Here is a 24,062-nt window from a genome sequence, read left to right as displayed (position 1 = left end):
GGGCCCCGGATCAAGGCTCTCCTGAGCCTGTCGAAGGATCCGGGGCGACGGCGTAGGACACGAAGCGGAAAGGGAGAGGCATGAACGGACAGGATCACCGCACCCACGATCGGCGGATCACACGGCGCGCATGGCTGGCCGGCGCGGGCGCGGCGCTGGCATGGTCGGCGAGCCCGGCGCGCGCGCTCCTCGCGACCGTCGCCGCGCGCGCCCCTCCCCGCACCAGTCGAGGCGCTGATCCCGCGGATGACGCTCGCCGAAAAGGCCGGGCAGCTCAACCTGCTCGCCGCCGCCTGGACGGGCGGCGCGGCGATCTCGCTCAATCCGGCCGGCGCGGCGTCCAGCTTCGACGCGCAATTGAAGATGGTCCGCCGCGGCGAGCTGACCGGCGTCTTCAACGGCAATGGCGCGGAAATGGCGCGGCGGATGCAGACCGAGGCGGTGCGCCGCTCGCGGCTGAAGATCCCGTTGCTGTTCGCCGCCGACGTCATCCATGGCTTGCGCACCGTCTTCCCGGTCCCGCTCGCCGAGGCGGCCAGCTTCGACCCCGATCTCGTTCGTCGCACCGCGCGCGCCGCGGCGCTCGAGGCCTCCGCCTCCGGCATCGACTGGACCTTCGCGCCGATGGTCGACATCGCGCGCGACGCGCGCTGGGGGCGCGGCGTCGAGGGCGCGGGCGAGGACGTGCTGCTCGGCCGGCTGATCGCGGCGGCGCGCGTCGAGGGTTTTCAGGGCAGCGGTATCGCCTCCCCCCGACGCCGTCGCGGCCTGCGCCAAAGCATTTCGTCGCGTACGGCGCAGGCGAGGCCGGGCTCGACTATAACAGTGTCGACATGTCGGAGCGTACACTCCGCGACATCTACTTCCCGCCGTTCCAGGCGGCGTTCGCGGCCGGCGCGCCGACCGTAATGGCGTCGTTCAACGATCTGTCGGGCGTGCCCGCAACCGCCAATCCGTGGCTGCTCGACACGATCCTGCGCAAGGAATGGGGGTTCGGCGGGCTGGTCGTCTCCGATTACACCGGCGACGAGGAGCTGATCGCGCATGGCCTTGCCGAGGACGGCCGCGACGCCGCGCGGCTCGCCTTCCTCGCCGGGGTCGACATGTCGATGCAGAGCGGCTTGTACCTCAAGCACCTCCCCGATTTGGTCGAGAAGGGCGAGGTCCCGCTCGCGCGGCTCGACGAAGCCGTCCGCCGCGTGCTCGCGCTCAAGGTCGCGCTCGGGCTGTTCGACGATCCGTTCCGCCGCATCGACCCGGCGCGCGAAAAGGCACGGCTGCGCACCCCCCGAGGCGCTGGCGCTCGCGCGCGAGGCGGGGGCGCGCAGCATCGTCATGCTGCGCAACGAGGGCGGGCTGCTCCCCCTCCCCCGTTCGGGCAAGAAGATCGCGCTGATCGGCCCGTTTGCCGGAGGTGGCCACGATCTGATCGGCCCCTGGAACGTCTATGGCACCGATCGCGAGGCGGTCGACCTCGAGACGGCAGTGCGCGCGATCGCGCCGGACGCGACCGTCGACGACGGCAGCGACGTGGCGCGCGCGGTCGCCGCGGCGCGCGCCGCCGACGTGGTGGTGCTCGCGATCGGCGAGACGCAGGACATGTCGGGCGAGGCGCAGTCGCGCACCGACATCGTCGTGCCGCCCGCGCAACAGGCGCTCGCCGAGGCGATCGCCGCGACCGGCGTCCCTCACGTCGTGCTGCTGCGCACCGGTCGCGCGCTCGCGCTGGCCGGTGCGGTGGCCAAAGCGCCCGCGCTGCTGGTGACCTGGTTCCTCGGCTCGCAGGACGGCCCGGCGATCGCCGACGTGCTGTTCGGCGCGGTGTCGCCCTCGGCGCGGCTGCCGGTGTCCTTCCCGCGCGCCAGCGGGCAGGTGCCTTATTATTACGCGCACCGCAGCACCGGCCGCCCCAACCCGCCCGGCGCGCTCCAGCCCTATAAGGCGCATTATCGCGAGGTGCCGAACAGCGCCTTGTTCCCGTTCGGCCACGGCCTCACCTATGGCAAGATCGGCTATGCCGACCTGCGACTGAGCGCGAAGACGCTGACCGACGCCGCGCCGCTGACCGTCCGCGCGACGATCTCCAACACCGGCCGCATGGCCGCGACCGAGGTGGTGCAGCTCTACGTCCACGACGTCGCCGCGAGCGTGACGCAGCCGGTGCGCGTGATGAGGGCGTTCACGCGCGTCACGCTCGCGGCGGGCGAACGCCGGACGGTCGAATTCAGCCTCACCCGCGCCGATCTGTCCTTCACCGGCCGCGACCTCAAGCCGACCACCGAACCCGGCACCTTCCGCCTGTGGGTCGCGCCCTCGGCCGAGGCCGAGGGATTGGTGGGGATGTTCTCGCTGGCGTGAGGCGTTGCCCATCCCGGTTGAGGCCGCGCTTCCGGGTCAGGCCGGTGGGGACGGGACGACAGTCACCGGTGCGTCAAGGCATGCCCGTTGGCGTCAGTCCCGAAGCTTGATGCTGAAAGGGTTATGTCCGAATTTGGTGGTTAGCTGCCGTTCCGCTTTTTGATGGCCGCATACCTGATCGCAGCCCCGGCGAGATACCCGCCCATTGCTCCCATGCAGGGAAACGGTAGGCCAAACACGAAGTCCAGCCCACTGGTAGATCGCAGGTTTTCAGGGTGAGTTTTCTGCCACCAATCTACGTATACAAAAATGCCTATGGGCACGATCCATAGGGTTGCACATCCAAGCTTATGACTGCGGAAACCCAGTCCGACGATCAGGCCAAAAATCGCGCCAGCAATTAGCAGTGCTTCGATGGTCATCACCAATCCTGTATCCTCAGCTGGACGGCCGCTATCGGGCGCACGTGGTCGCCAGCGGATACCACGCGAGCGGCGCTTGGCGCTCCACTTCGCGACGATGGCTCGATGCAGCCACCCACGCATCGATTAATCCTTCATCGACAATCACATATTACGGTGGTCGGCGTCGACGAGAAGGCCCGCCCGCATGTACACCATCGATTATGACGCAGCGACGCGCACGCTGCACATCGTCACGGAGGGCTTCTGGACGCCCGGCGTCACCGCCGCCTTCATCACCGAGCTGCTCGCGCGCGGCACCGCGGCGCGGTTGCGGCACGGGCCGTTCGTCGTGCTCGCCGACCTGCGCGCCGCCGCGATCCAGCCGACGCAGGTCGTCGACGCGCTTGCCGCGATGATGCCGCGCGCGCTCAAGGTCACGTCGCGGCCGATCGCGGCGGTGGTTGCGAACAATCTCGCCAAGCTGCAGACCGAACGCTATCTGGTCGGCCCCAATTGCCGCACCTTCCTCGACCACGACGAAGCGAAAAGCTGGCTCGCGGCGGCGTAAGCCTGTCCGTCATCCCGGACTTGATCCGGGATCCCGCTTTTTTGCCCAGGCCGTGAGAAGAAGCGGGGCTCCGGATCAAGTCCGGGGCGACGAAGATCAGAATGTCGTACGCGATACAGATTGGGTCCCCCGCCCCACCACGCTAAGCCCGCGCGCGATGCCCCTGCCCTCCCCCACTCGCCGGCTGCTGCTCGCCGCGCCATTGCTGCTCGCGCTCACCGCCGCCGCGCCGTCCGCGATCCTGACGTCCGAGGTCATCGATCCCGCCCCGCCCTATCCGCAGGCGCACGCCTCGACGCTCGTCGAGCTGCCGGGCGGCACCATCGCCGCGGCGTGGTTCGGCGGCTCGGGCGAGGGCCGCCCCGATGTCGCGATCTGGTTCGCGCGGCGCTCGGCAAAAGGCTGGGAGACGCCGGTCGCGGTCGCGCGCGACGCGCGCTATCCGACGTGGAACCCGGTGCTGTTCCAGCCGCCTGGCCAGCCGCTCCACCTGTTCTACAAGGTCGGCCCCAACCCGCGCGACTGGTGGGGGATGGTCATCACCTCCAGCGACGGCGGCCGCCACTGGAGCGCGCCGGTGCGCTTGCCCGACGGCGTGCTCGGCCCGATCAAGAACAAGCCGGTCGTGCTCCCCGACGGGACGTGGCTGTCGCCATCCAGCCGCGAGGTCGGCACGCCCGAACACAACCGCTGGTTCCTGCGCATGGAACGCTCCGCCGACCGCGGGCGGACATGGACCGCCGGCCCCGAGATCGCCTCGCCGGTCGGGCTGGAAGCGATCCAGCCGAGCGTACTGACGCAGAAGGACGGCACGCTCGCGCTGGTCGCGCGAACGCGACAGGGGGTCGTCGCCACCAGCCGTTCGCGCGATGGCGGGCAGAGCTGGTCGCCGCTCGCCGCACTCGCGCTGCCCAACCCCAATGCCGGCACCGACGCGGTGACGCTCGCCGACGGGCGGCAGCTGATCGTCTACAACCATGCCGCGCACGATCCCGCCACCCCCCGGCGACGGGCCGCGCTGGCCGCTCAACGTCGCCCTGTCCGACGACGGCGTGCACTGGCGCGCGGTGCTGACGCTGGAAAGCCGCCCGATCAAGGACGGTTACGCCTATCCGGCGGTGATCCAGTCGCGCGACGGGCGCGTGCACATCAGCTATACATGGAACCGCACGCGCATCCGCCACGTCGTGCTCGATCCCCGCCAGTTGAGGTAAGTCATGGCCGAACGCTTCGAACGCCACCGCCAGCCGTGGCGCCCCGACGAGATCCAGAAGCTCCACCAGCTCGCCAAGAAGGGCATGGCGCTGAAGGCGATCGCCAAGGCGCTGACGCGCAGCGAGGAATCGGTCAAGGACCGCGCCAAGGAGGACGGCCTCTCGATCGCGAGGTTGCGGTAGATCAAGCTTGTCACGCCCCGCATTCGTCATTGCGACCACGGCGAAGCAGTCCAGCGCCGGATCAGGATCGACGCGATATCTCGCGCTCCGTGATGACGATCCCGTAACAAAGAGAGAAATATATCAAAGGTTTGTTACGATGTTGCGCGACGTACCAACCGTGTTGCGCAACGTGACTGACGCAATTTTCCTGCGCGACCGCCTATACGGGATCAAAATCTAACAGACAGGACTTCGAAACTGTAACTTTATGCCAAATCACGCGAATTAGGGCCGGAAGCGGCTAGATGCAAAGCGTGACTTTTATGTGACTGTCTCGAAAGAAAAATTTATTACAGTCACGCATAACCGCGCTCGCGGCTTGTCACTGCATCGATCCGCGGTCTTCATGAACCCCATATGAAAAAGGGGTTAAATCCATGAAGTTGTCGCGTTACCTTTGCGCCACGGCGATCATCGGCGCTTTCGCCGCCATTCCGTCCGTCGCCAGCGCGCAGACCGAAACCGGTGCGCTCGGCGTCCAGACCGAAACCGCTGGCGCTGAAGACCTCGGCGGCGACGTCGTCGTCACCGGCTCGCGCATCCGCCGTCCGAACGAGGATTCGCCGATCCCGATCACCACGATCACCCCGCAGGAAATCCTGCAGACCGGGCGGATCTCGATTGGCGATGCGCTCAACCAGCTGCCGCAGCTGCGTCCGTCGTTGGGCTCCCAGAACTCGACCTCGGGCCTCGGCACGCGCGGGCTCAACTTCCTCGAGCTGCGCAACCTCGATCGCGCGCGCACGCTGACGCTGGTCAACGGCCGCCGTCACGTCACCGCCGACATCATCAACAACGGCAACGCCGTCGACATCAACACGATGCCGACCGACCTGATCGAGCGTGTCGACATCCTGACCGGCGGCGTGTCGTCGGTCTATGGGTCGGACGCGATCGCCGGCGTCGTCAACTTCGTGCTCAAGCGCGACTATGAGGGCGCACAGATCCGCGCGCAGGGCGGCATCAGCGACAAGGGCGATGCGGGCAACCAGATCGTCTCGCTGCTCGCCGGCAAGAACTTCGCCGATGGCCGCGGCAATATCGCGATCAACGCCGAATTCGCGCACCAGCAGGATTATTACGCCTCGGGCCGTCGCAACCTGCGCCAGAACGACGCCTTCGTCGTCGTCGACACCGATCCGGCGAGCGCCCCCTCGGACGGTGTGTTCGACCGTACCTTCTACCGCGACATCCGCAGCACCACGATCGGGCTCGGTGGCCAGCTCGGCTTCCGCTACGCCAACGGCACACCCGCGTGCGGTGCCGACGCGGTCGGCTCGGCGTTCACCTGCGCCTATCTGTTCCAGCCCGACGGCAGCCTGACGCCGCAGACCGGCCAGCGCGTCGGCTTGGGCCCGAACGGCAGCTTCGTCGGCGGCAACGGCGCGACCGGGCGTGACGGCAAGCTGCTCGTCCTGTCGCCCGACACGACCCGCTACGTCGTCAACGTCCTCGGCCACTTCGAGGTCACGCCGGCGTTCGAGCCGTTCATCGAGGCCAAGTACGTCCGTACCGAGGCATTCGGTTCGCAGAGCGGCCCGTTCTTCTCGCAGGGCACCACGCTGGGCGATGCCGCGACGATCTCCGGCTTCACCGACCGGTCCTATTCGAACGCGGGCACCAGCAACGTCAACCGCGAGGGCATCCGGCTCGACAACCCGTATCTGTCGGCCGCCGCACGCGCGACGATCGCGCAGCAGCTGATCGCCGCGATCAACTCGGGCGTGAACCCCAACACCGGGGCGGCGTTCAAGACCGCGAACAACACCGCGGAGCAGGCCGCTGCCAACCAGGCCGCGGCACTGGCGCAGGTCGCGGCGGGCACCTACCGCTTCTCGTCGCGGCGCAATTGGGTCGACCTCGGCACGCGTGACGAGCGGCTGCAGCGCGACACGTTCCGCGCGGTCGTGGGTGTGCGCGGCACCTTCAACGACGACTGGAACTACGAAGTGTCGGCCAATTACGGCCAGCACAAGGAAAACAGCGTCATCACCGGCAACGTCAACACCCAGCGGTTCCTGCTCGCGCAGGATACGACGGTGAACGCCGCCGGGCAGATCGTCTGCCGTTCGCAGGTCGATCCGGCCTATGCCGGCAGCGATGTCGGCGGCGATCCGGCGCGGCTGGCGGCGGACATCGCCGCCTGCGTTCCGCTCAACCCGTTCGGTCAGGGCTCGACCAGCGACGCGGCGCGCAACTATCTGGTGTCGCCGACCACCGCGAGCGGCAAGGCGACGCAGTTCGTCGTCAACGGCTTCGTCGCGGGCGATTCCAGTCAGCTGTTCGAGCTGCCGGGCGGCCCGGTCGGCTTCTCGGTCGGTGCGGAATACCGCCGCGAGACGCTCAGCTACGACCTCGATCCGCTCACCCAGGCCGGCTACAATTTCTACAACGCGATCCCCAGCTTCCGCGCCCCGGCGTTCGAGGTGAAGGAAGCGTACGGCGAGCTGTCGCTGCCGCTCATCAAGGACGTGTTCCTGTTCAAGGAATTGCGTCTGAGCGGCGCGGGCCGTGTCGCCGACTACAAGGGCGGCGCAGGCACCGTCTATGCGTGGGACGGCCGCCTCGAATGGCGTCCGGTGCAGGACCTGCTGCTGCGCGGCGGTTATTCGCGCGCGGTGCGTGCACCGTATCTCGGCGAAACCGGCGCCCCGCTCGGGCAGAACTTCAGCCCGGCCCCGAACGATCCGTGCTCGGCGCGCAACATCGGCACCGGCTCGGCGACGCGCGCGGCCAATTGCGCCGCGGCGGGCATCCCGACGAGCTACGACTTCGTCTATACGTCGTCGATCGAGATCCGCAGCGGCGGCAACCCGGACCTGAAGGCGGAGACGTCGAACTCGCTGACGCTCGGCGGCGTGTTCCAGCCGACCTTCCTGCCCGGCCTGTCGGTGTCGGTCGACTATTACGACATCAAGGTGAAGGACGTCATCACGGGGCCGACCGTCCAGCAGGCGCTCGACGCCTGCTATGACTCGCCGACGCTCGACAACCAGTTCTGCGCCTTGTTCCAGCGTGCCGGCGCCGATGGCGGTCCGGCCGGCGAGGTGCCGTACCAGATCCTTCAGGGCACGTACCGCGACGTTCCGCAGAACTACGCGCAGCTCCGCACGCGCGGCATCGATACCGAGATCGTCTACAGCCGCGACTTCGGGTTCGTCCGCGCCAATTTGCGCGGCGTGTGGAACCACATGATCCAGCTCGACCGCTTCACCGATCCGGCGCGGCCGAACTTCAAGAACGTCCAGACCGACGAACTCGGCCTGCCGTCGGATCGCTTCAACATCCTGTCGAACCTGACGTTCGGGCGCGTCCGCATCGGGCACACGCTGCGCTGGATCGACGGCATGTACCTCAACACCTGGGAAGACTATAATGCGGTGAACGGCCAGCCGGCGCAGAACACCGATTATGCGCCGATCAAGAAGTATCCGGCGGTCACCTACAACGACATCAACTTCAACATCGAGGTCAACGACAAGGTCGACTTCTATGGCGGTGTCAACAACGTCGGCGACGTCAACCCGCCCTACGGCCTGACCGGCATCGGTCTCGGCTCGGGCATCTACGACAACCGCGGCCGCTTCTTCTACGCAGGCATCACCGCCCGCTTCTGATCCAGCCGGGTCGTGTTATGGAAAAGGGGTCGGGCATTGCCCGGCCCCTTTTTCGTTCGAGATAGCCGGACGGCGTGATCGATCGGAACGCCGCCTGCCGAATCAGGCCGTCCGCTGCCCACCGGGCCGCGCTCCCGCTGCCCGATCCGCCATTTCAGGTAATCGAATATGGCGTTGCCAGGCGATCCCGGCCTCGCGCCGTGTCGGCACGCGCCATTTGCTCCAAAATCTAGCAACCTCCTGATTATGCAACAGTAATTATGGCGGGACTGATAACGACGATATGGCGAAGTCCAGCGATGCCAGAGTAAGGCTGGTGACATTAAAGGGAGTAATAAGCTTTTGATTACCGAAACCTAGTTCATAGGAAGCCGTAAAACCCCGAAGGGCGTTCCTAAAGCTTCGGGTGTGTGTCGATAGTGTTGCGTATCGGCAACGCAACACGAGTAAATATTGACAGGATGTAAGATTAGTCATGTGCATGACTTGCCTTGCGCCGATGCGGCAGGTTTGATCGGCCCCATCAAAAAAGAGGGGCTCTTATGAAACTGTCACGCTACCTGGGCGCCACCGCGCTCGTGGGGATGATCGCTGGCGCGCCGGCCGCGTTCGCGCAGACCACACCGACTGACACCAGCGCGTCCACCGCGGAGGATACGGGCGACATCGTCGTCACCGGCTCGCGCATCCGTCGCCCGAACGAGGATTCGCCGATCCCGATCACCACGCTCACGCCGCAGGAAATCCTGCAGACCGGGCGGATCTCGATCGGCGACGCGCTCAACCAGCTGCCGCAGCTGCGTCCATCGATGGGCTCGCAGAACTCGACCTCGGGCCTCGGCACGCGCGGCGTCAACTTCCTCGAGCTGCGCAACCTCGGTCGTGAGCGCACGCTGGTGCTGGTCAACGGCCGCCGCCACGTCAGCGCCGATATCCTCAACAACGGCAATTCCGTCGACATCAACACGATGCCGACCGACCTGATCGAGCGCGTCGACATCCTGACCGGCGGCGTGTCGTCGGTATACGGGTCGGACGCGATCGCGGGCGTCGTCAACTTCGTGCTCAAGCGCGACTATGAGGGCGCACAGATCCGCGCGCAGGGCGGCATCAGCGACAAGGGCGATGCGGGCAACCAGATCGTCTCGCTGCTCGCCGGCAAGAACTTCGCCGACGGCCGCGGCAATATCGCGATCAACGCCGAATTCGCGCACCAGCAGGATTATTACGCCTCGGGCCGCCGCAACCTGCGCCAGAACGACGGCTTCGTCGTCGTCGACACCGACCCGGCGAGCGCGCCGTCCGACAGCGTGTTCGACCGCAAATTCTATCGCGATACCCGCAGCGCCACGATGGGGCTCGGCGGCCAGCTGGGCTTCCGCTACGCCAACGGCACGCCGGCGTGCGGTGCCGACGCGGTCGGCTCGGCGTTCACCTGCGCCTATCTGTTCCAGCCCGACGGCAGCCTGACGCCGCAGACCGGCCAGCGCGTCGGCCTCGGCCCGAACGGCAGCTTCGTCGGCGGCAACGGCCTCACCAGCCGCGAGGGGAAGCGGCTCGTCCTGTCGCCCGATACGACCCGCTACGTCGTCAACGTCCTCGGCCACTTCGAGGTCACGCCGGCGTTCGAGCCGTTCGTCGAGGCCAAATACGTCCGTACCGAGGCATTCGGTTCGCAGAGCGGCCCGTTCTTCTCGCAGGGGCAGACGCTCGGCAATCTGACCCCGATCAGCGGCTTCCGTGACCGGTCCTATTCGAACGCGGGCACCAGCAACGTCAACCGCGAGGGCATCCGGCTCGACAACCCGTATCTGTCGGCCGCCGCACGCGCGACGATCGCGCAGCAGCTGATCGCCGCGATCAACTCGGGCGTGAACCCCAACACCGGCGCGGCCTTCAAGACGTCGAGCAACACCGCCGCCCAGGCCGCCGCCAACCAGGCCGCGGCGATCGCGCAGGTCAATGCCGGCACCTACCGCTTCTCGTCGCGTCGCAGCTGGGTCGACCTCGGGATGCGTGACGAGCGGTTGCAGCGCGACACGTTCCGCGCGGTGGTCGGCGTGCGCGGCACCTTCAATGACGACTGGAACTACGAAGTGTCGGCCAATTACGGCCAGCACAAGGAAAGCAACGTCATCTCCGGCAACGTCAACACCCAGCGTTTCCTGCTCGCGCAGGACACCACCCGGAACGCCGCGGGTCAGATCGTCTGCCGCTCGCAGGTCGATGCCGCTTATGCCGGCGAAGACGCTGCCGGGGATGCGGCGCGGCTGGCGGCGGATGTCGCGGCCTGCGTCCCGCTCAATCCCTTCGGCCTCGGCTCGGCCAGCGACGCGGCCCGCAACTATCTGGTCTCGCCGACCACCGCGAGCGGCAAGGCGACGCAGTTCGTCGTCAATGGTTTCGTCGCGGGCGACCTGAGCCAGCTGTTCGAGCTGCCGGGCGGCCCGGTCGGCTTCTCGGTCGGCGCCGAATATCGCCGCGAGACGCTGAGCTACGATCTCGATCCGCTCACGCAGGCCGGCTACAATTTCTACAACGCGATCCCCAGCTTCCGCGCCCCGGCGTTCGAGGTGAAGGAAGCCTATGGCGAGCTGTCGCTGCCGCTCATCAAGAACGTGTTCCTGTTCAAGGAACTGCGTCTGAGCGGCGCGGGCCGTGTCGCCGACTACAAGGGCGGCGCAGGCACCGTCTACGCCTGGGACGGCCGCCTCGAATGGCGGCCGGTGCAGGACCTGCTGTTGCGCGGCGGCTATTCGCGCGCGGTGCGGGCGCCGTATCTCGGCGAAACCGGCGCCCCGCTCGGGCAGAACTTCAGCCCGGCCCCGAACGATCCGTGCTCGGCGCGCAACATCGGCACCGGCTCGGCGACGCGCGCGGCCAATTGCGCCGCCGCGGGGATCCCGACGAGCTACGACTTCGTCTATACGTCGTCGATCGAGATCCGCAGCGGCGGCAACCCGGACCTGAAGGCGGAGACGTCGAACTCGCTGACGCTCGGCGGCGTGTTCCAGCCGACCTTCCTGCCCGGCCTGTCGGTGTCGGTCGACTATTACGACATCAAGGTGAAGGACGTCATCACGGGGCCGACCGTCCAGCAGGCGCTCGACGCCTGCTATGACTCGCCGACGCTCGACAACCAGTTCTGCGCCTTGTTCCAGCGTGCCGGCGCCGATGGCGGTCCGGCCGGCGAGGTGCCGTACCAGATCCTTCAGGGCACGTACCGCGACGTTCCGCAGAACTACGCGCAGCTCCGCACGCGCGGCATCGATACCGAGATCGTCTACAGCCGCGACTTCGGGTTCGTCCGCGCCAATTTGCGCGGCGTGTGGAACCACATGATCCAGCTCGACCGCTTCACCGATCCGGCGCGGCCGAACTTCAAGAACGTCCAGACCGACGAACTCGGCCTGCCGTCGGATCGCTTCAACATCCTGTCGAACCTGACGTTCGGGCGCGTCCGCATCGGGCACACGCTGCGCTGGATCGACGGCATGTACCTCAACACCTGGGAAGACTATAATGCGGTGAACGGCCAGCCGGCGCAGAACACCGACTATGCGCCGATCAAGAAGTATCCGGCGGTCACCTACAACGACATCAACTTCAACATCGAGGTCAACGACAAGGTCGACTTCTATGGCGGTGTCAACAACGTCGGCGACGTCAACCCGCCCTATGGCCTGACCGGCATCGGTCTCGGCTCGGGCATCTACGACAATCGTGGGCGCTTCTTCTACGCGGGCATCACCGCCCGCTTCTGATCCAGCCGGGTCGTGCTAAGGGAAAGGGGGGCGGACGCGGTCCGGCCCCTTTTTCGTTCGAGGAGACACGGCGATGGCCGACGCGCGGGCCGCTCGGGCCGAGCAACTGGCGGCGACGGGACAGGTCGACGCGGCGATAACGTTGCTGGCCGAGGGCGCGGCGGCCGGCGAGGCGGAAGCGGCGATGCTGCTGGCGGTCTGGCATCTGCGCGGCACGCCCGTCGCGCGCGACCTGCCCCGCGCGCGCGCGCTGCTGCGCCGCGCGGTCGAGATCGGCCATGTCGACGCCGCGCTCATGGAGGTCGCGTTGACCGCCAACGGCAGCGGCGGCGCTCCCGACTGGCCGGCGGCGCTCGCCCTGCTCCGCACCGCGGCGCGGGGCGACACCGTCGCGGCGGCGCAGCTCGCGCTGGTCGAGGCGATGGCGCTCGACGCCGGTGGCGCGCCGTTGGCGCCGTCGCCGGGCGTGCCGCTCGCGACGACGCCGCGGATCGTCCATTTCCCCGGCTTCCTCACCGCGGCGGAATGCGCGCATGTCGCCGGGGTCGCGGGCGCGATGCTCGAACCGGCGCGGATCGTCGATCCGGCGACCGGACGCTGGGTCGCGCATCCGATCCGCACCTCCGACGCCGCCGCGATCGGACCGGTCCACGAAGACCTGGTGGTGCGCGCGATCAACGCGCGGATCGCGGCGTCCAGCGGCACCACCATCGCGCAGGGCGAGGCGCTGACCGTGCTCCGCTACCGCCCCGGGCAGGAATATCGCCCGCATTTTGACACGATTCAGGGCACCGACAATCAGCGGATTGCGACCATGCTGCTCTATCTCAACGGCGGCTTCGCGGGCGGCGAGACGCATTTTCCCGTACCCGGCGTGACGGTCACGCCACGCGGCGGCGATGCGCTGTTGTTTTTCAACACCTTGCCCGACGGCCGCCCCGATCCCGCCACCCGCCACGCCGGCCTGCCGGTGCGCAGCGGCGCCAAGTGGCTGGCGACGCGCTGGATCCGCACCCGCCCCCTCGACCTTTGGAATCAAATAGTTGACCCGGGCTGATCGTCGGCAAGCGTTAACGACGTGACACCGCGCCGCTTCCATGCCACAGGAATTTCATGATCGAGCTATCCCGCGAACTGGTCGCCTATGCGATCATCGGCATGCTGGTGATCGCCGCGGTGCCGACCGGCATCGTGGTGATGCGCAAGCGACGCCGGGAAAAGCTGCGCCGCCGCGGCATCAAGACCTACGGGCATTGACCGCGCGCAGTTAAGATGGCGAAACGCCGCCATTATCTGACCGCGCGGCTCCCCGACGGCTACGTCAAGACGATTGGCCCGACCGCGCAGCCGTTCACGCATTACTGGCGGATCGTCGCGACGCTGGCGAACGGCAGGACCGAGGTCTTCTGGGGCCACACCACCTCGCTCGCCGACGCGAAACGCAAGCGCGTGCCCGTAGCCGACGCCGCCCGCCAGCGCGGCTGGCGCGATCATGTGTTCGAGATCGTCGAACTGGAGCGCAGCGAAACAGCGCCTTAGGGATCGTCGAGCCCTACGTGTCGACACGTCGACCAGAGCAGAACCGCACTGGCGCGCCGCGTGCCGGAATGCGATGCAGGGGCCAACGACATAGGTGAGAGGATCGACATGGCGGCTGCGCAACCACGGCTCACACCGCAGACCCCGCGCGAGTGGCTGTTGTGGGGAGCCGTAACCCTGCTCGGCGTCGGCGCGCTCGGCGTGGTGGCGCTCCATCGCGGCGAGCCGGTCAACGCGCTGTGGATCGTTACCGCCGCGCTGTGCACCTATCTCGTCGCCTACCGCTTCTACGCGCTGTTCATCGCCACCCGCGTCGTGCAGGTCGACCCGGCGCGCGCCACCCCGGCGCAGCGGCGTGCCGACGGGCTCGACTTCGTGCCGACCGACCGCAACGTGCTGTTCGGGCATCACTTCGCCGCGATCGCCGGGGCGGGCCCGCTGGTCGGGCCGGTGCTCGCGGCGCAGATGGGCTATCTGCCCGGCACGCTCTGGCTGCTGGTCGGGGTGGTGTTCGCCGGCGCGGTGCAGGATTTCCTGATCCTGTTCTGCTCGACGCGCCGCGACGCGCGCTCGCTCGGCGACATGATCCGCACCGAGATGGGGCGCGTCCCCGGTACGATCGCGCTCATCGGCGTGCTCGCGATCATGGTCATCCTGCTCGCGGTGCTGGCGCTGGTCGTCGTCAAGGCGCTCGCCGACAGCCCGTGGGGGACGTTCACCGTCGCGGCCACCATCCCGATCGCGCTGTTGATGGGGCTGTACGGCCGCTTCCTGCGCCCCGGCCGGATCGCCGAGATGTCGGGGATCGGCTTCGTGCTGCTGATGGCGGCGATCGTCGGCGGGCAGCATGTCGCCGCCTCCCCTGCCCTCGCGCCGCTGTTCACGCTGACCGGGCCGACGCTCGCGCTCGCGCTGATGGCGTACGGCTTCATCGCCTCGGTGGTGCCGGTGTGGCTGCTGCTCGCGCCGCGCGACTATCTGTCGACCTTCCTCAAGATCGGGGTGATCGCCGGGCTCGCGCTCGGCCTCCTGATCGTCCGGCCGGAGTTGCAGATGCCCGCCGTCACGCACTTCGTCGACGGCACCGGCCCGGCGTTCGCGGGAGCGCTGTTCCCATTCCTGTTCATCACGATCGCGTGCGGCGCGGTGTCCGGCTTCCACGCGCTGATCGCCAGCGGCACCACGCCGAAGATGATCGCGACCGAAAGCGACCTGCGCTTCATCGGCTATGGCGCGATGCTGACCGAGAGCTTCGTCGCGGTGATGGCGCTGATCGCGGCGTGCGTGCTCGACCCGGCGGTCTATTTCGCGATGAACGCGCCCGCCGCGCTGATCGGCACCGACGTGACCAGCGCCGCGCAGGCGATCGGCCGATGGGGGTTCCAGGTCCAGCCCGAGGCGCTCGCGCAGATCGCACGCGACGTCGGCGAGGGCACGATTCTCAGCCGCGCGGGCGGCGCGCCGACGCTGGCGGTCGGGATGGCGCATATCCTCAGCCGCGTGATCGGCGGGCAAGCGCTGATGGCCTTCTGGTATCATTTCGCGATCCTGTTCGAGGCACTGTTCATCCTCACCACCGTCGATGCCGGCACGCGTGTCGCGCGCTTCATGATCCAGGACCTGCTCGGCAGCATGGTCCCGGCGATGCGCGCGACCGAGAAGCTGGCGCCCAACCTGATCGCGACCGCGCTGGCGGTCGGGGCATGGGGCTGGTTCCTGTATCAGGGCGTCACCGATCCGCTCGGCGGGATCAATACGTTGTGGCCGCTGTTCGGCATCTCGAACCAGATGCTCGCCGCGATCGCGCTGACGCTGGCGACGGTGATCCTGTTCCGGATGAAGCGGCAGCGCTACGCATGGGTGACGATCGCGCCGACGCTGTGGCTGCTGGTCTGCACGCTGACTGCGGGGTGGCAGAAGCTCTTCCACCCCGATCCGCGGATCGGCTTCCTGTCGCACGCCGACAAATTCGCGACCGCGCTGGCGGAGGGCCGCCTGCTCGCCCCGGCGAAGACCCCGGCGGACATGGCGCGGATCGTCTTCAACGACCGGGTCGACGCCGCGGTGTGCGCGTTCTTCGTCGTGCTGGTGCTGGCGATCGTGGTCTACGGCGTGGCGGTGGCGCGGCGTGCGCTGGCCAGCGACCGCCCGAGCGTACAGGAGATCGGGCAGGATATCGGGCAGGAGGCCGGCGATGTCGTGGTGGCATAAGGCGGCGCAGACCGCGCGGCTGATGGTCGGCGTCCCCGATTACGACGCCTACCGCGCGCACCGCGCCGCGCACCACCCGGGCGAGCCGGTGCTGAGCCGTGCGGACTTCCACCGTGACCGGATCGAGCGGCGCTACGGCGTCGGCAAGGGCGCACCGCCGCGCTGTTGCTGACGGGAGGCTCCCCTGCCCTGCCCTGCCCCCCGCCCTGGCCCGTGCATCGTCGTGCCTGCAAGGGCATGGCCCAAGTCCCTCGCCACGACAGCGCTATTCCGACATGTCGACATCACGACATGTCGGAGTATCGACATGTCGTAGCCGCCTTGAGGCGGGCTGGAAGCCGTCTCGATCGGTTATGATTGACTGGGGAATAGTTGCGACGGCGGGGTAAGTACCGCTGGTCGCTCAGCGCGCGTCTGCGATTGTCGCCTGACGGGCGATGAGCTGCCAACCCCCGGCACGTTTCGCCCAGACATCCGTGAACGGCCGTGTGACCTGCTTGCCGGCGCCCGGTCCCTTTATCGGGATCATTGTGTCGTATCCCATGACGATCGTCACTTCCGGCTTCTCGCCGACAAACGTGATGTGCTTGTGGAAGTCCCGATAGTCGAGAAAATCACGCTCCATCACGGCGATGACCTCCTCGCGCCTCAGGACCGTGTTGTTGGGTGAGTTCACCACGAAGTCCTCTGCCCAGACCGTCCGGACGCCATTTGCGTCATGCGCCATCATCGCTTTCCCCAGCCGTCCATAGGCTTGGCCGATCTCCGGTGGCATTCGAACGCCGGGTGCAAGCTGAGCTGACACGGGAGTTACGGCAAGAATAGCCAATAGCGGTCCGGCAATCCTGTACATCATGTCTTCCCCAATGCGCTCTTCCGATAATGGCTTCGCCGGCTAATCATCGCAACAAGGCTGGGTATCGATAGGAGGCCCAGCGATGCGTGGCCCTATTGCGATGGGGAAGGTTCAGGGAGACATTCAAGCCGCCGGGCCGGTTGCGCGCCGGCCCGGCTTTCCCGTGACATGTCCCCGATGAAGTTTTCCCGGCATGGCCCGATGGACATGGGGAAGCGGGACGGCCGACGCACGGCCGTTCGAGTGATGGTCTCCGGTTCGAGAGAGGAGCGAAGGGGTATGTCGACTTCCGGTCCCATTGCTACCAACGATGACATGTCGGGATGTCGACATACACGACTGTCGACATGTCGGGATGGCAACATGCCCGCCCCCTTCCCTCCCGCTCGCCACGCGATACACCGGCGGGTATGATTCCGTTCCTCATCAAGTCCGTGATCTCCGGGCTGTTAATCGCCGCGGCCTCGACGCTCGCGAAGCGCTATCCCGGCGCCGGCGCACTGGTCGCGTCGCTGCCGCTGGTCTCGGTGCTCGGGATGATGTGGCTGTGGCACGAGAAGCCCGACGCCGCGAACATGGCCGCACATGCCGGTGCGACCTTCTGGTACGTCCTGCCGTCGCTGCCGATGTTCCTGCTGATCCCGGCGTTGCTGCGTCACGGGATCAGCTTCTGGCCGGCGCTGGCGGCGGGCTGCGCGCTGACGATCGTGCTCTACGCGACGGTGACGTGGCTGGGCCCGCGCTTCGGCCTGCCGTTGTGATCGCCGTGTCGACATGTCGAGTCATCGACATGTTGCGGGCGGCCCCGACCTTCATTTCGAGCGTGGCGAGGCAACGGCACGTAGACCTACCGACATGTAGACAAGATGGTGCGTGAGCGAGTGAGTGTCGGCAGGTCGACATGTATTCAATCCGCTCGTTATGATGGTCGACATGTCGGCACGTCGACCGGCAGGATCAATCGGATGTATGTCGATCTGTCGACACGTCGGACAGAAGACATGTCTACCCACTCTGCGTCGAACCCTCGTTTTTGCGCCACCTTCGCCAACATCCACCCGCGCCGCTCGCGCTCGCCCGCGTTTGACACCCCCGCCCGCCGCCCGGTAAATCGGCACGATGCGCACGCCACCCCCCGCGACCTCCGGCATGGCCGGGCAGGGGTTTTCCGCCCGAAAGCACGAACGCGTCCGCACGGAGCCGCAGCCATGACCAAGGTCATCCCGCCGCAGGGCGATCTCTTCCGGCTCGACAGTCCGCTGCTCGGCGACATCCAGGGTGAGCGCACCGTCGCCGAGTTCCCGTTCTTCGCGCTCACCAAGCGCGCGCAGATGGAGCCGATGACCTTCGAGAGCGAGGCGGCGCGGATCGAGATCAACCCCAGCAAGACCGGGGTCGCGACGATCTACGACAAGGAGATCCTGCTCTACATCGCCAGCATCATGGTCGGGCGGCTCGAGGCGGGCGAGACGGTCGACCGCACGCTCAGCTTCACCGCCAACGATCTGTTCCGCATGACCGGCACCAATGCCTCGGCACGCTCGTACAGCGCGCTCAAGGCGTCGCTGGCGCGGCTGCAGGGCACGCAGATCATCACCAATATCGAGACGGGCGGGGAGGGGTCGGACAGCGCCTTCTCGTGGCTGCTCAAGGCCGACATCAAATATATCAAGCTTCCCAACGGTGAGCGGCGCGTGAAGCATGTCGAGGTGATGCTGTGCGACTGGCTGCACCGCGCGATCCTCACCGATCGCCGGATCGCCGCCTATCACGACGATTTCTTCAAGCTCGGCCCGATCGAGCGACGGCTCTACGAGCTGGCGAAGTTCAATTGCATCGACGGCGCGCGCTTCGAGATCGACGCGGTCGAGCTGGCGGGCAGGGTGGGGTGCTCGCTCGAGCCGCGCTCGCTCGAGAACTTCCGTCGTACGCTGCGCGAGGTGGTCCGCAACCAGTCGATCCCCGAATATATGCTGGCGCTGACGGATCATAAGGAGCCCGGGCCCCATGGCGGCCGGCCGCGGCTGACGACGATGGTCACGATCACGCATGACGCGACGCTGCAGTTCGTCGGCCCGCCGGCACCGGCCCCGAGCGCACCCGCCGCGACCGACGCCTGAACCCGCCGCGCGCCGCGGGCGGGGCGGGCAGGGGGGTTTCCCGCCCGAAAGCACGAACCACCCCGACGGTTTTCCGCGCGTAAGCACGAAGCCGCAACGATGCGCGTTTTCGGTGGCATTCCGGCGGTTGAGGGGCCGTTCGCCGCCGCGATCGACACCGTGCCACCGTCGCACGACGCGATTCGCGGCGCGATCGGGCCGCATCGCGCGGCGAACGACGACTTTTCCGCCCGAAAGCACGAATGATCCGCGGGGAGATGACGTCGCGCGGGCCGGGAACATCCAAGGTTTTCCGCCCGAAAGCACGAGCATTCGTCCAGTTTTCCGCCCGAAAGCACGAATATTCGCGCTTTCCTACATCAGGACCGCCCGCCACAAAGACGAAGAGGAGGCGGTTGCGCGGTCGCACCGCCGATGGGGAAAATGGCTGTGAGCACATAAACGAATGCCCGGCACGAAGGCCGGGCACCCGAGATTGCTATATGGCAGCGTCGCCAAACGCTGACCGGTCCAAACGAACGACCTTCCATCTAGCGGTTTACGAACTTCGGTTCAAGGGAGCGCGCTTCGCGCCACGCTCTGTTTTTGCCTGCTGACGGCCCCTTGCGTGAGGGGACGAACGATGACCTGTACCCAGACGGCCTTTACCGGGGCCACGGGGGCGCGGCCGATCACCGCGTGGTCGCGCCGGCTGGTGCGCGATCTGGAAGCGCGCGCGCCCGCCGCGGGCGCGGTCGAGCGCAATCGGCTGTATCCGGTGCTCGACGGCGCGAAGGTCGCGCTGGGGTTGGGGACGCCGGCGCTCGAGACGCTCAAGCATCTGATCGGCTTCACGCGCCCCGACGACTGGAAGGAGGGGAGGACGCCGCTCGCCTGGCCGAGCAACTACACGCTCGCCGAGCTGGCCGGAGTCACCGAAAGCGCGATCAAGGCGCGGCTGCGGCAGCTGCGTGCGCTCGGGCTGGTCGCCGCGCACGACAGCGCGCACGGGCGCCGCACCGGGCGCCGCGACGCTTCGGGCGCGATCACCTCGGCCTATGGGCTCGACCTGTCGCCGCTGCGGATCCGCTTCGCCGAACTTGCCGCGCTCGCCGAGGCGCAGACCGCACAGTCGCGGCTGTTCAAGGAAGGCCGGCTTGCGATCGCGCGGGCGCGGCGGCTGGTCGGACAGGTGCTCGCGCAGGCCGCAGAGCTGCAGCTGACCGGCGCGCACTGGCCGGCGTTGCAGGAGACGATCGACGCGATCGCCGAACAGGCCGCGACCGCCCGCCACGCGCGCGACAGCGACGGCTACCAGGCGGCGCTCGATCGGTTGCCGGCGCTCGAACGCGCGGTGGATGCGACGGTCGACACGCATATGTTCTGTCCGGGAAGTGACGCGTCGGGGTCAAAAATACCACCCGTCATACATATACAAACCAACTCCCCTTCTGCTGAATCTGTAAAAGCTCTCCGAGACAGTAGTTCTGATCCGGCATGTTCCGATCCTTCTGCGCCGTCGATCCCGGCGTCACCGTCGGGGAGCGTGTTCAAGGCGCGACCCGCGGAGTTGCTCGCGATGTTCCCGAGCGCGGCGATGTACGTCACGACACCGCGCCCCGGCTGGCCCGATCTCCATGCCGCCGCGGCGCGGCTCCGCTACGATTTCGGCGTTCGCACCGACAGCTGGGTCGACGCGGTCGAGCGATTGGGGCGCGACGGTGCGGCGATTGCGATGTTCATCACCGCCGAACGCCAGGCGCGCGGCGACATCCGCGTCACCACCGGCGCCTATTTCGCCGGGATGCTGGCAAAGGCGCGCGTCGACCAGCTCGATCTGGGCAAGAGCCTGTGGGGGTTCCGCGGCGCTGCGGCGGGGGTGCAGTGACGTTGCGCGAGATGATCTGGCGTTACGTGCGAGCGTCGAGTTTGGGGAAGGGAGTGCAGGAAGGAGTAAGTGCTATCATTTGTGTGACAGACGTCATCCGAGTGGCACTCACTCCACCGCTGCACGGGGCTTCAAACAGGCATCGGGAGATGGCGGGCTGCCGACGCTAACGCACCGTCACGCTCACGAACCCCGCCGCGTCGCGCGCGCCAGCGACATGTCCGGCGTCGAAGGCGTGCGCTAAGCCGAACCGGATCGCCGCGCGCTTCCCCAGCGTGGCGGACCACCCGAGTTCGACATCCCACTCGCGCGCCTGCGGCGTCAGGTCGACCCGCTGTACGGCGTCGCTGAGCGTGCCGCCGATCAGGTCGTAGGACAACGGCACCGTCGCCAGCCCAACTGCGCGATCGATCCGCAGCGGTGACGAGACGCCGATCGTCGCAATCCCGTCGAACACCGCGCGGCTGCCGTCCACCGCGAACGCGCTTCCCGACAGTCGGCGATCGAGGCGCAGCAACGCCGATCCGCCGCGCGCTTCGGTACGGCTCGCGGTGATCCGCGCGCGCCAGTCGATGCCGGCGACGATGCGCGCGGCGGTCAGCGTCACCAGCATCGTGCGTGCGCCCGCCATGCCGAGCGTCGCGCCCAGCACCTGCCCGCGCTCGGCGAGCATCGCCACTTCGCTGCCGAGGCCGAACGGGGTCGCCAGCGATACGCGGCGCAGCTCGGCACGTCCGTCGTGCGAGCGACCGCGCGCCAGCGCCGCCGACCAGCCCGCACCATTCCATGCTGCCGTGACCCCGGTGATCCCCAAGCCGCGCATCGTCCCGCCGCGCAGCCCGTCACCATCGGTCAGCGCGACCTGCGCGGCGATCGTCATGCGCTGCCCGCCGGCCGGTGCGAAGGCGAACGCCGCCGGACGCAGCGGCAGCACGCCCGCCCACGCACCGGTCACAGGTGGATCGGGCAGCCAGGGTGTCGCCAGCCCGGCGATGCGCAACCCCGCGCCGCTGCTGCGTACGCCGGCGCCGCGCAGCGTGAAGTCGCGGCCGTAACGATCGATGACGGTCAGCGAGCCGATCCGCCCGGCGAGCCGCGGCGCGCCCCCGAACGGTCCCGACAGCGTCAGGGCGGCGAAACGTCCCAGCACCGCCTGCGCGGCGGCGAACGCGCTCGCCGGGGCCTGCGCCTGCATCGCGCGCGCGACGTCGAGCACGCCCGCGCCATAGACCGCGTCGACCCCGGGCGCGCCGCGATCGTCGGCGGTGTCGAGCAGGATGCGCGCGATCGTCGCGCCGCCGAGCTGCGGCCAATATTGTTTGAGCAACGCCGTCGCGCCGGCGACCACGGGCGCGGCGAAGCTGTTGCCGCTGACCGTCACCGTCGCCCCGGCCGCGTCGATCGTGCGCACGTCGTTGCCCGCGACCGCCAGCGTCCGGTCGGCGAGCGCGCCCGGATCGCCGTTGCCGTCGCGCGGGTGCCCGTTCGCGTCGACCGCGACCGCATAGAGGAACCAGCGCGCATTGCCGCGGTCGCTGCCGACCAGTGCCTGCGCGATCCCGTCGCTCGTCCCGTCGTCGCTATTGGGTACCGCTTCCACGACCAGCCGGTCGGCACCGCGCACCTTGTCCATTGCGGCGCGGAGATCGGCGGCGAGCGTACCCGACGCCGCGCCGCCCAGCGCCAGCACGCTGACGAACGCACCTTTGTCGACCGCATGGCGCAGTGCCGGCGCGATCAGTTGCGGGTTGGGGCTGTTGCCTTCCGCGCTCGAGCCGCCGGTGGTGAGATCGGGCGCGATGATCTTGAGCGCGAGCAAGGTCGCTTCGGGCGCGACACCGTGCATTCCGACCGCATCGCGCGCCGCGAGCGCGACCGCCGCGACCCCGCTTCCATGGCCGAGACGGTCGTCGATCGCATAAGGCGCGACCGTCTCGACCGGGCAGGTCGCGCAGCGTGCGACCGTTTGCGCGAAGCCGGTGCTGTCGGCGGAGATGCGCCCGGCGAATTCGGCCGATGCACGCGTGACGCCGCTGTCGAGCACCGCGATCGTCACGCCCTTGCCGGTGATGCCGCGGTCATAGGCAGCGCTGGCCTTCGCCAATACCGCCGCTGCCGACGCGTCATCCTCCGCGCGCTGCGCTGCCGACACGCTCGGCGCAGGGGTGGGGTTGGGGGCGGGCACAGGCGCGGGTGTCGGTGCAGGGGAGGGGGCCATCGTCCCCGGTGCGGCGACGCCCGCCCCGCCGCCGCACGCCGCCAGCCCCAGCGTCGTGGCGAGCGCCGTGGCGGCGCGAAGGGCGAGGCGCGGCCTCGGCGTCCGGTCAGGAATCGTTGCGGCGTTAACCGGCACATTCCTTATCCCCGTCGCCCCGGACCTGATCCGGGGCCCCGCTTCTTTTTGGCGGCGGAGGTGAGAAGAAGCGGGATCCCGGATCAAGTCCGGGATGACGGAATGAGCCGGGTGAGAGGAGGAGGTAAATTCAACCGCCCTCACGCAGGCGCCATCCCGCGGCGCCGGCGCAGCAGGACGCCGATCGTCGCGAAGCCGAGCACCAGCATCGCCCAGGTCCTCGGCTCCGGCACCGGCGCGGCGAAATTGACGATCCGCGCGACCTGTTCGTTCGTCAGTCCCTCGAGCCGCGGCCCGGCGAGCAGCGCCTTGCCGGTCGCGGTCGCCAGCACGACATCGTCGAGGGTCGGACCGTTCAAGTCGCGCGCGAGGAACGCATAATTGAGCAGGCTGACGCTTTGCCCCGGCAGCACGTTCAGCAGGTAGCTGGCATTGTAGCGGTCGGGGGTGATCGCGGCCGTGCCGAGCCCGTTGTTGCCCGAGACGAGCGCGATCACCGCATCCTCGGTGCACGCGCCCGCGCCATCGTCCTGGCACGAGACGATCAATCCGTCGCGATCGTAGCTGATCAGTTCGTCGCCGTCCGAACCGAGATTGCCGAAGAAGTTGACCGTCACGTTGGCGACGCTGCCGCCATTGTTGGTGAACGTGTCGAAGAAGCGGAAGGTGTTGCCGCTCAGCAGCTCGACCTGCCGCGCCAGCGCGAGTCCGCCGGTGCCGGTGTTGTACCAGCCGAACGCGTCGAACGTGTCCGCGCCGCCGCCCCATACCGAGCCGAGCGCCTTGTTCGACGGCTGGACGGTGCCGCCCGGTCCGACATAGCTGGCGGCATAGCCGCTGCCGGTGAAGATGTCGGGCGACGCGTCAAACTGCTGCGCGTCGGCGGTGCCGGCCGCGAGTAGGGCGCTCGCGGCGATCAGATAGAGTTTCATGGGTTTTGGGTCCGTTGCGAAGAGGGGAAGTCGG

General features: G+C 67.9%; 17 protein-coding genes and 2 pseudogenes. 15 read left to right on the top strand and 4 right to left on the bottom strand.

The genetic code is table 11. The features are described from left to right. Window positions 1–80 precede the first annotated feature (80 nt). Window positions 81–2,358 (top strand): annotated as a pseudogene (locus PGN16_RS20215) (glycoside hydrolase family 3 N-terminal domain-containing protein). Between the two features lie 140 nt (window positions 2,359–2,498). Here the strand turns inward: PGN16_RS20215 and PGN16_RS07830 are convergent. Continuing rightward, window positions 2,499–2,780, bottom strand: coding sequence for a hypothetical protein (locus tag PGN16_RS07830; RefSeq protein WP_335308767.1), 282 nt, complete (start codon window positions 2,778–2,780; stop codon window positions 2,499–2,501). A gap of 187 nt (window positions 2,781–2,967) precedes the next feature. Here PGN16_RS07830 and PGN16_RS07825 point away from each other — a divergent pair, with 187 nt between their 5' ends. The 10 genes and pseudogenes from PGN16_RS07825 (at window position 2,968) to PGN16_RS07775 (ending at window position 16,072) form a co-directional block, all read left to right on the top strand. Continuing rightward, window positions 2,968–3,330, top strand: coding sequence for a hypothetical protein (locus PGN16_RS07825; protein ID WP_335308766.1), 363 nt, complete (start codon window positions 2,968–2,970; stop codon window positions 3,328–3,330). 157 nt (window positions 3,331–3,487) lie between these two features. After that, window positions 3,488–4,297, top strand: a pseudogene (locus PGN16_RS07820) (sialidase family protein); the annotation flags it as partial. A gap of 250 nt (window positions 4,298–4,547) precedes the next feature. Next, a complete protein-coding gene (locus tag PGN16_RS07810) occupies window positions 4,548–4,727 on the top strand; it encodes a hypothetical protein (protein ID WP_335308764.1) in 180 nt (59 codons plus the stop codon). Between the two features lie 419 nt (window positions 4,728–5,146). Next, complete coding sequence (locus PGN16_RS07805) at window positions 5,147–8,386, top strand: TonB-dependent receptor domain-containing protein (RefSeq protein ID WP_335308856.1); 3,240 nt, start codon at window positions 5,147–5,149, stop codon at window positions 8,384–8,386. 542 nt (window positions 8,387–8,928) lie between these two features. After that, entirely contained in the window at window positions 8,929–12,150 is a 3,222-nt protein-coding gene (locus tag PGN16_RS07800) for a TonB-dependent receptor domain-containing protein (RefSeq protein WP_335308855.1), read from the top strand. 73 nt (window positions 12,151–12,223) lie between these two features. Next, the gene (locus PGN16_RS07795) at window positions 12,224–13,207 is read left to right on the top strand and encodes a 2OG-Fe(II) oxygenase (protein WP_335308854.1); all 984 of its coding nucleotides are present in this window, start codon (window positions 12,224–12,226) and stop codon (window positions 13,205–13,207) included. Between the two features lie 56 nt (window positions 13,208–13,263). Next, window positions 13,264–13,407: a hypothetical protein gene (locus tag PGN16_RS07790; RefSeq protein ID WP_335308853.1), complete on the top strand. Its 144-nt coding sequence runs from the start codon at window positions 13,264–13,266 to the stop codon at window positions 13,405–13,407. 15 nt (window positions 13,408–13,422) lie between these two features. Further along, window positions 13,423–13,689 (top strand): hypothetical protein, encoded by a 267-nt coding sequence (locus PGN16_RS07785; RefSeq protein WP_335308852.1) that lies wholly within the window; start codon window positions 13,423–13,425, stop codon window positions 13,687–13,689. Between the two features lie 108 nt (window positions 13,690–13,797). Then, window positions 13,798–15,900, top strand: a complete 2,103-nt coding sequence (locus tag PGN16_RS07780; RefSeq protein ID WP_335308851.1) for a carbon starvation CstA family protein — start codon at window positions 13,798–13,800, stop codon at window positions 15,898–15,900. Continuing rightward, window positions 15,884–16,072 carry a YbdD/YjiX family protein gene (locus PGN16_RS07775; RefSeq protein ID WP_335308850.1) on the top strand — a complete coding sequence of 63 codons (189 nt, stop codon included), beginning with the start codon at window positions 15,884–15,886 and terminating at the stop codon, window positions 16,070–16,072. Before PGN16_RS07780 ends, PGN16_RS07775 begins: the two co-directional genes overlap by 17 nt. 231 nt (window positions 16,073–16,303) lie before the next feature. On the opposite strand, the gene PGN16_RS07770 is transcribed toward PGN16_RS07775, so the two are convergent. Continuing rightward, window positions 16,304–16,753 carry a nuclear transport factor 2 family protein gene (locus PGN16_RS07770; RefSeq protein ID WP_335308849.1) on the bottom strand — a complete coding sequence of 150 codons (450 nt, stop codon included), beginning with the start codon at window positions 16,751–16,753 and terminating at the stop codon, window positions 16,304–16,306. Between the two features lie 413 nt (window positions 16,754–17,166). Here PGN16_RS07770 and PGN16_RS07765 point away from each other — a divergent pair, with 413 nt between their 5' ends. The 4 genes from PGN16_RS07765 (at window position 17,167) to repC (ending at window position 20,743) form a co-directional block, all read left to right on the top strand. Continuing rightward, window positions 17,167–17,517 carry a DUF3147 family protein gene (locus PGN16_RS07765; RefSeq protein ID WP_335308848.1) on the top strand — a complete coding sequence of 117 codons (351 nt, stop codon included), beginning with the start codon at window positions 17,167–17,169 and terminating at the stop codon, window positions 17,515–17,517. Window positions 17,518–17,964: 447 nt separating this feature from the next. Further along, the gene (locus tag PGN16_RS07760) at window positions 17,965–18,876 is read left to right on the top strand and encodes a replication initiator protein A (protein WP_335308847.1); all 912 of its coding nucleotides are present in this window, start codon (window positions 17,965–17,967) and stop codon (window positions 18,874–18,876) included. A 99-nt stretch (window positions 18,877–18,975) separates the two neighbouring features. Further along, a complete protein-coding gene (locus PGN16_RS07755) occupies window positions 18,976–19,122 on the top strand; it encodes a hypothetical protein (RefSeq protein ID WP_335308846.1) in 147 nt (48 codons plus the stop codon). A 376-nt stretch (window positions 19,123–19,498) separates the two neighbouring features. Further along, window positions 19,499–20,743 (top strand): plasmid replication protein RepC, encoded by a 1,245-nt coding sequence (gene repC / locus PGN16_RS07750; RefSeq protein ID WP_335308845.1) that lies wholly within the window; start codon window positions 19,499–19,501, stop codon window positions 20,741–20,743. Window positions 20,744–20,909: 166 nt separating this feature from the next. Here repC and PGN16_RS07745 read toward each other — a convergent pair whose 3' ends face one another. Further along, window positions 20,910–23,096 (bottom strand): S8 family serine peptidase, encoded by a 2,187-nt coding sequence (locus tag PGN16_RS07745; protein WP_335308844.1) that lies wholly within the window; start codon window positions 23,094–23,096, stop codon window positions 20,910–20,912. A gap of 140 nt (window positions 23,097–23,236) precedes the next feature. Then, window positions 23,237–24,028: a PEPxxWA-CTERM sorting domain-containing protein gene (locus PGN16_RS07740; protein ID WP_335308843.1), complete on the bottom strand. Its 792-nt coding sequence runs from the start codon at window positions 24,026–24,028 to the stop codon at window positions 23,237–23,239. Between the last annotated feature and the right edge of the window lie 34 nt (window positions 24,029–24,062).

Source organism: Sphingomonas phyllosphaerae (genome assembly GCF_036946485.1).
Taxonomy (GTDB): domain Bacteria; phylum Pseudomonadota; class Alphaproteobacteria; order Sphingomonadales; family Sphingomonadaceae; genus Sphingomonas; species Sphingomonas phyllosphaerae_E.
The sequence above is the reverse complement of the archived record's forward strand: the minus strand, read 5'-3'. Positions and strand labels throughout refer to the sequence as shown.

Bases quoted from the DNA above. Each gene is read 5' to 3' on its own strand.
- PGN16_RS07830 (WP_335308767.1), bottom strand. From the start codon at position 2,780: ATGACCATCGAAGCACTGCTAATTGCTGGCGCGATTTTTGGCCTGATC.
- PGN16_RS07825 (WP_335308766.1), top strand. From the start codon at position 2,968: ATGTACACCATCGATTATGACGCAGCGACGCGCACGCTGCACATCGTC.
- PGN16_RS07810 (WP_335308764.1), top strand. From the start codon at position 4,548: ATGGCCGAACGCTTCGAACGCCACCGCCAGCCGTGGCGCCCCGACGAG.
- PGN16_RS07805 (WP_335308856.1), top strand. From the start codon at position 5,147: ATGAAGTTGTCGCGTTACCTTTGCGCCACGGCGATCATCGGCGCTTTC.
- PGN16_RS07800 (WP_335308855.1), top strand. From the start codon at position 8,929: ATGAAACTGTCACGCTACCTGGGCGCCACCGCGCTCGTGGGGATGATC.
- PGN16_RS07795 (WP_335308854.1), top strand. From the start codon at position 12,224: ATGGCCGACGCGCGGGCCGCTCGGGCCGAGCAACTGGCGGCGACGGGA.
- PGN16_RS07790 (WP_335308853.1), top strand. From the start codon at position 13,264: ATGATCGAGCTATCCCGCGAACTGGTCGCCTATGCGATCATCGGCATG.
- PGN16_RS07785 (WP_335308852.1), top strand. From the start codon at position 13,423: ATGGCGAAACGCCGCCATTATCTGACCGCGCGGCTCCCCGACGGCTAC.
- PGN16_RS07780 (WP_335308851.1), top strand. From the start codon at position 13,798: ATGGCGGCTGCGCAACCACGGCTCACACCGCAGACCCCGCGCGAGTGG.
- PGN16_RS07775 (WP_335308850.1), top strand. From the start codon at position 15,884: ATGTCGTGGTGGCATAAGGCGGCGCAGACCGCGCGGCTGATGGTCGGC.
- PGN16_RS07770 (WP_335308849.1), bottom strand. From the start codon at position 16,753: ATGTACAGGATTGCCGGACCGCTATTGGCTATTCTTGCCGTAACTCCC.
- PGN16_RS07765 (WP_335308848.1), top strand. From the start codon at position 17,167: ATGATTCCGTTCCTCATCAAGTCCGTGATCTCCGGGCTGTTAATCGCC.
- PGN16_RS07760 (WP_335308847.1), top strand. From the start codon at position 17,965: ATGACCAAGGTCATCCCGCCGCAGGGCGATCTCTTCCGGCTCGACAGT.
- PGN16_RS07755 (WP_335308846.1), top strand. From the start codon at position 18,976: ATGCGCGTTTTCGGTGGCATTCCGGCGGTTGAGGGGCCGTTCGCCGCC.
- repC (WP_335308845.1), top strand. From the start codon at position 19,499: ATGACCTGTACCCAGACGGCCTTTACCGGGGCCACGGGGGCGCGGCCG.
- PGN16_RS07740 (WP_335308843.1), bottom strand. From the start codon at position 24,028: ATGAAACTCTATCTGATCGCCGCGAGCGCCCTACTCGCGGCCGGCACC.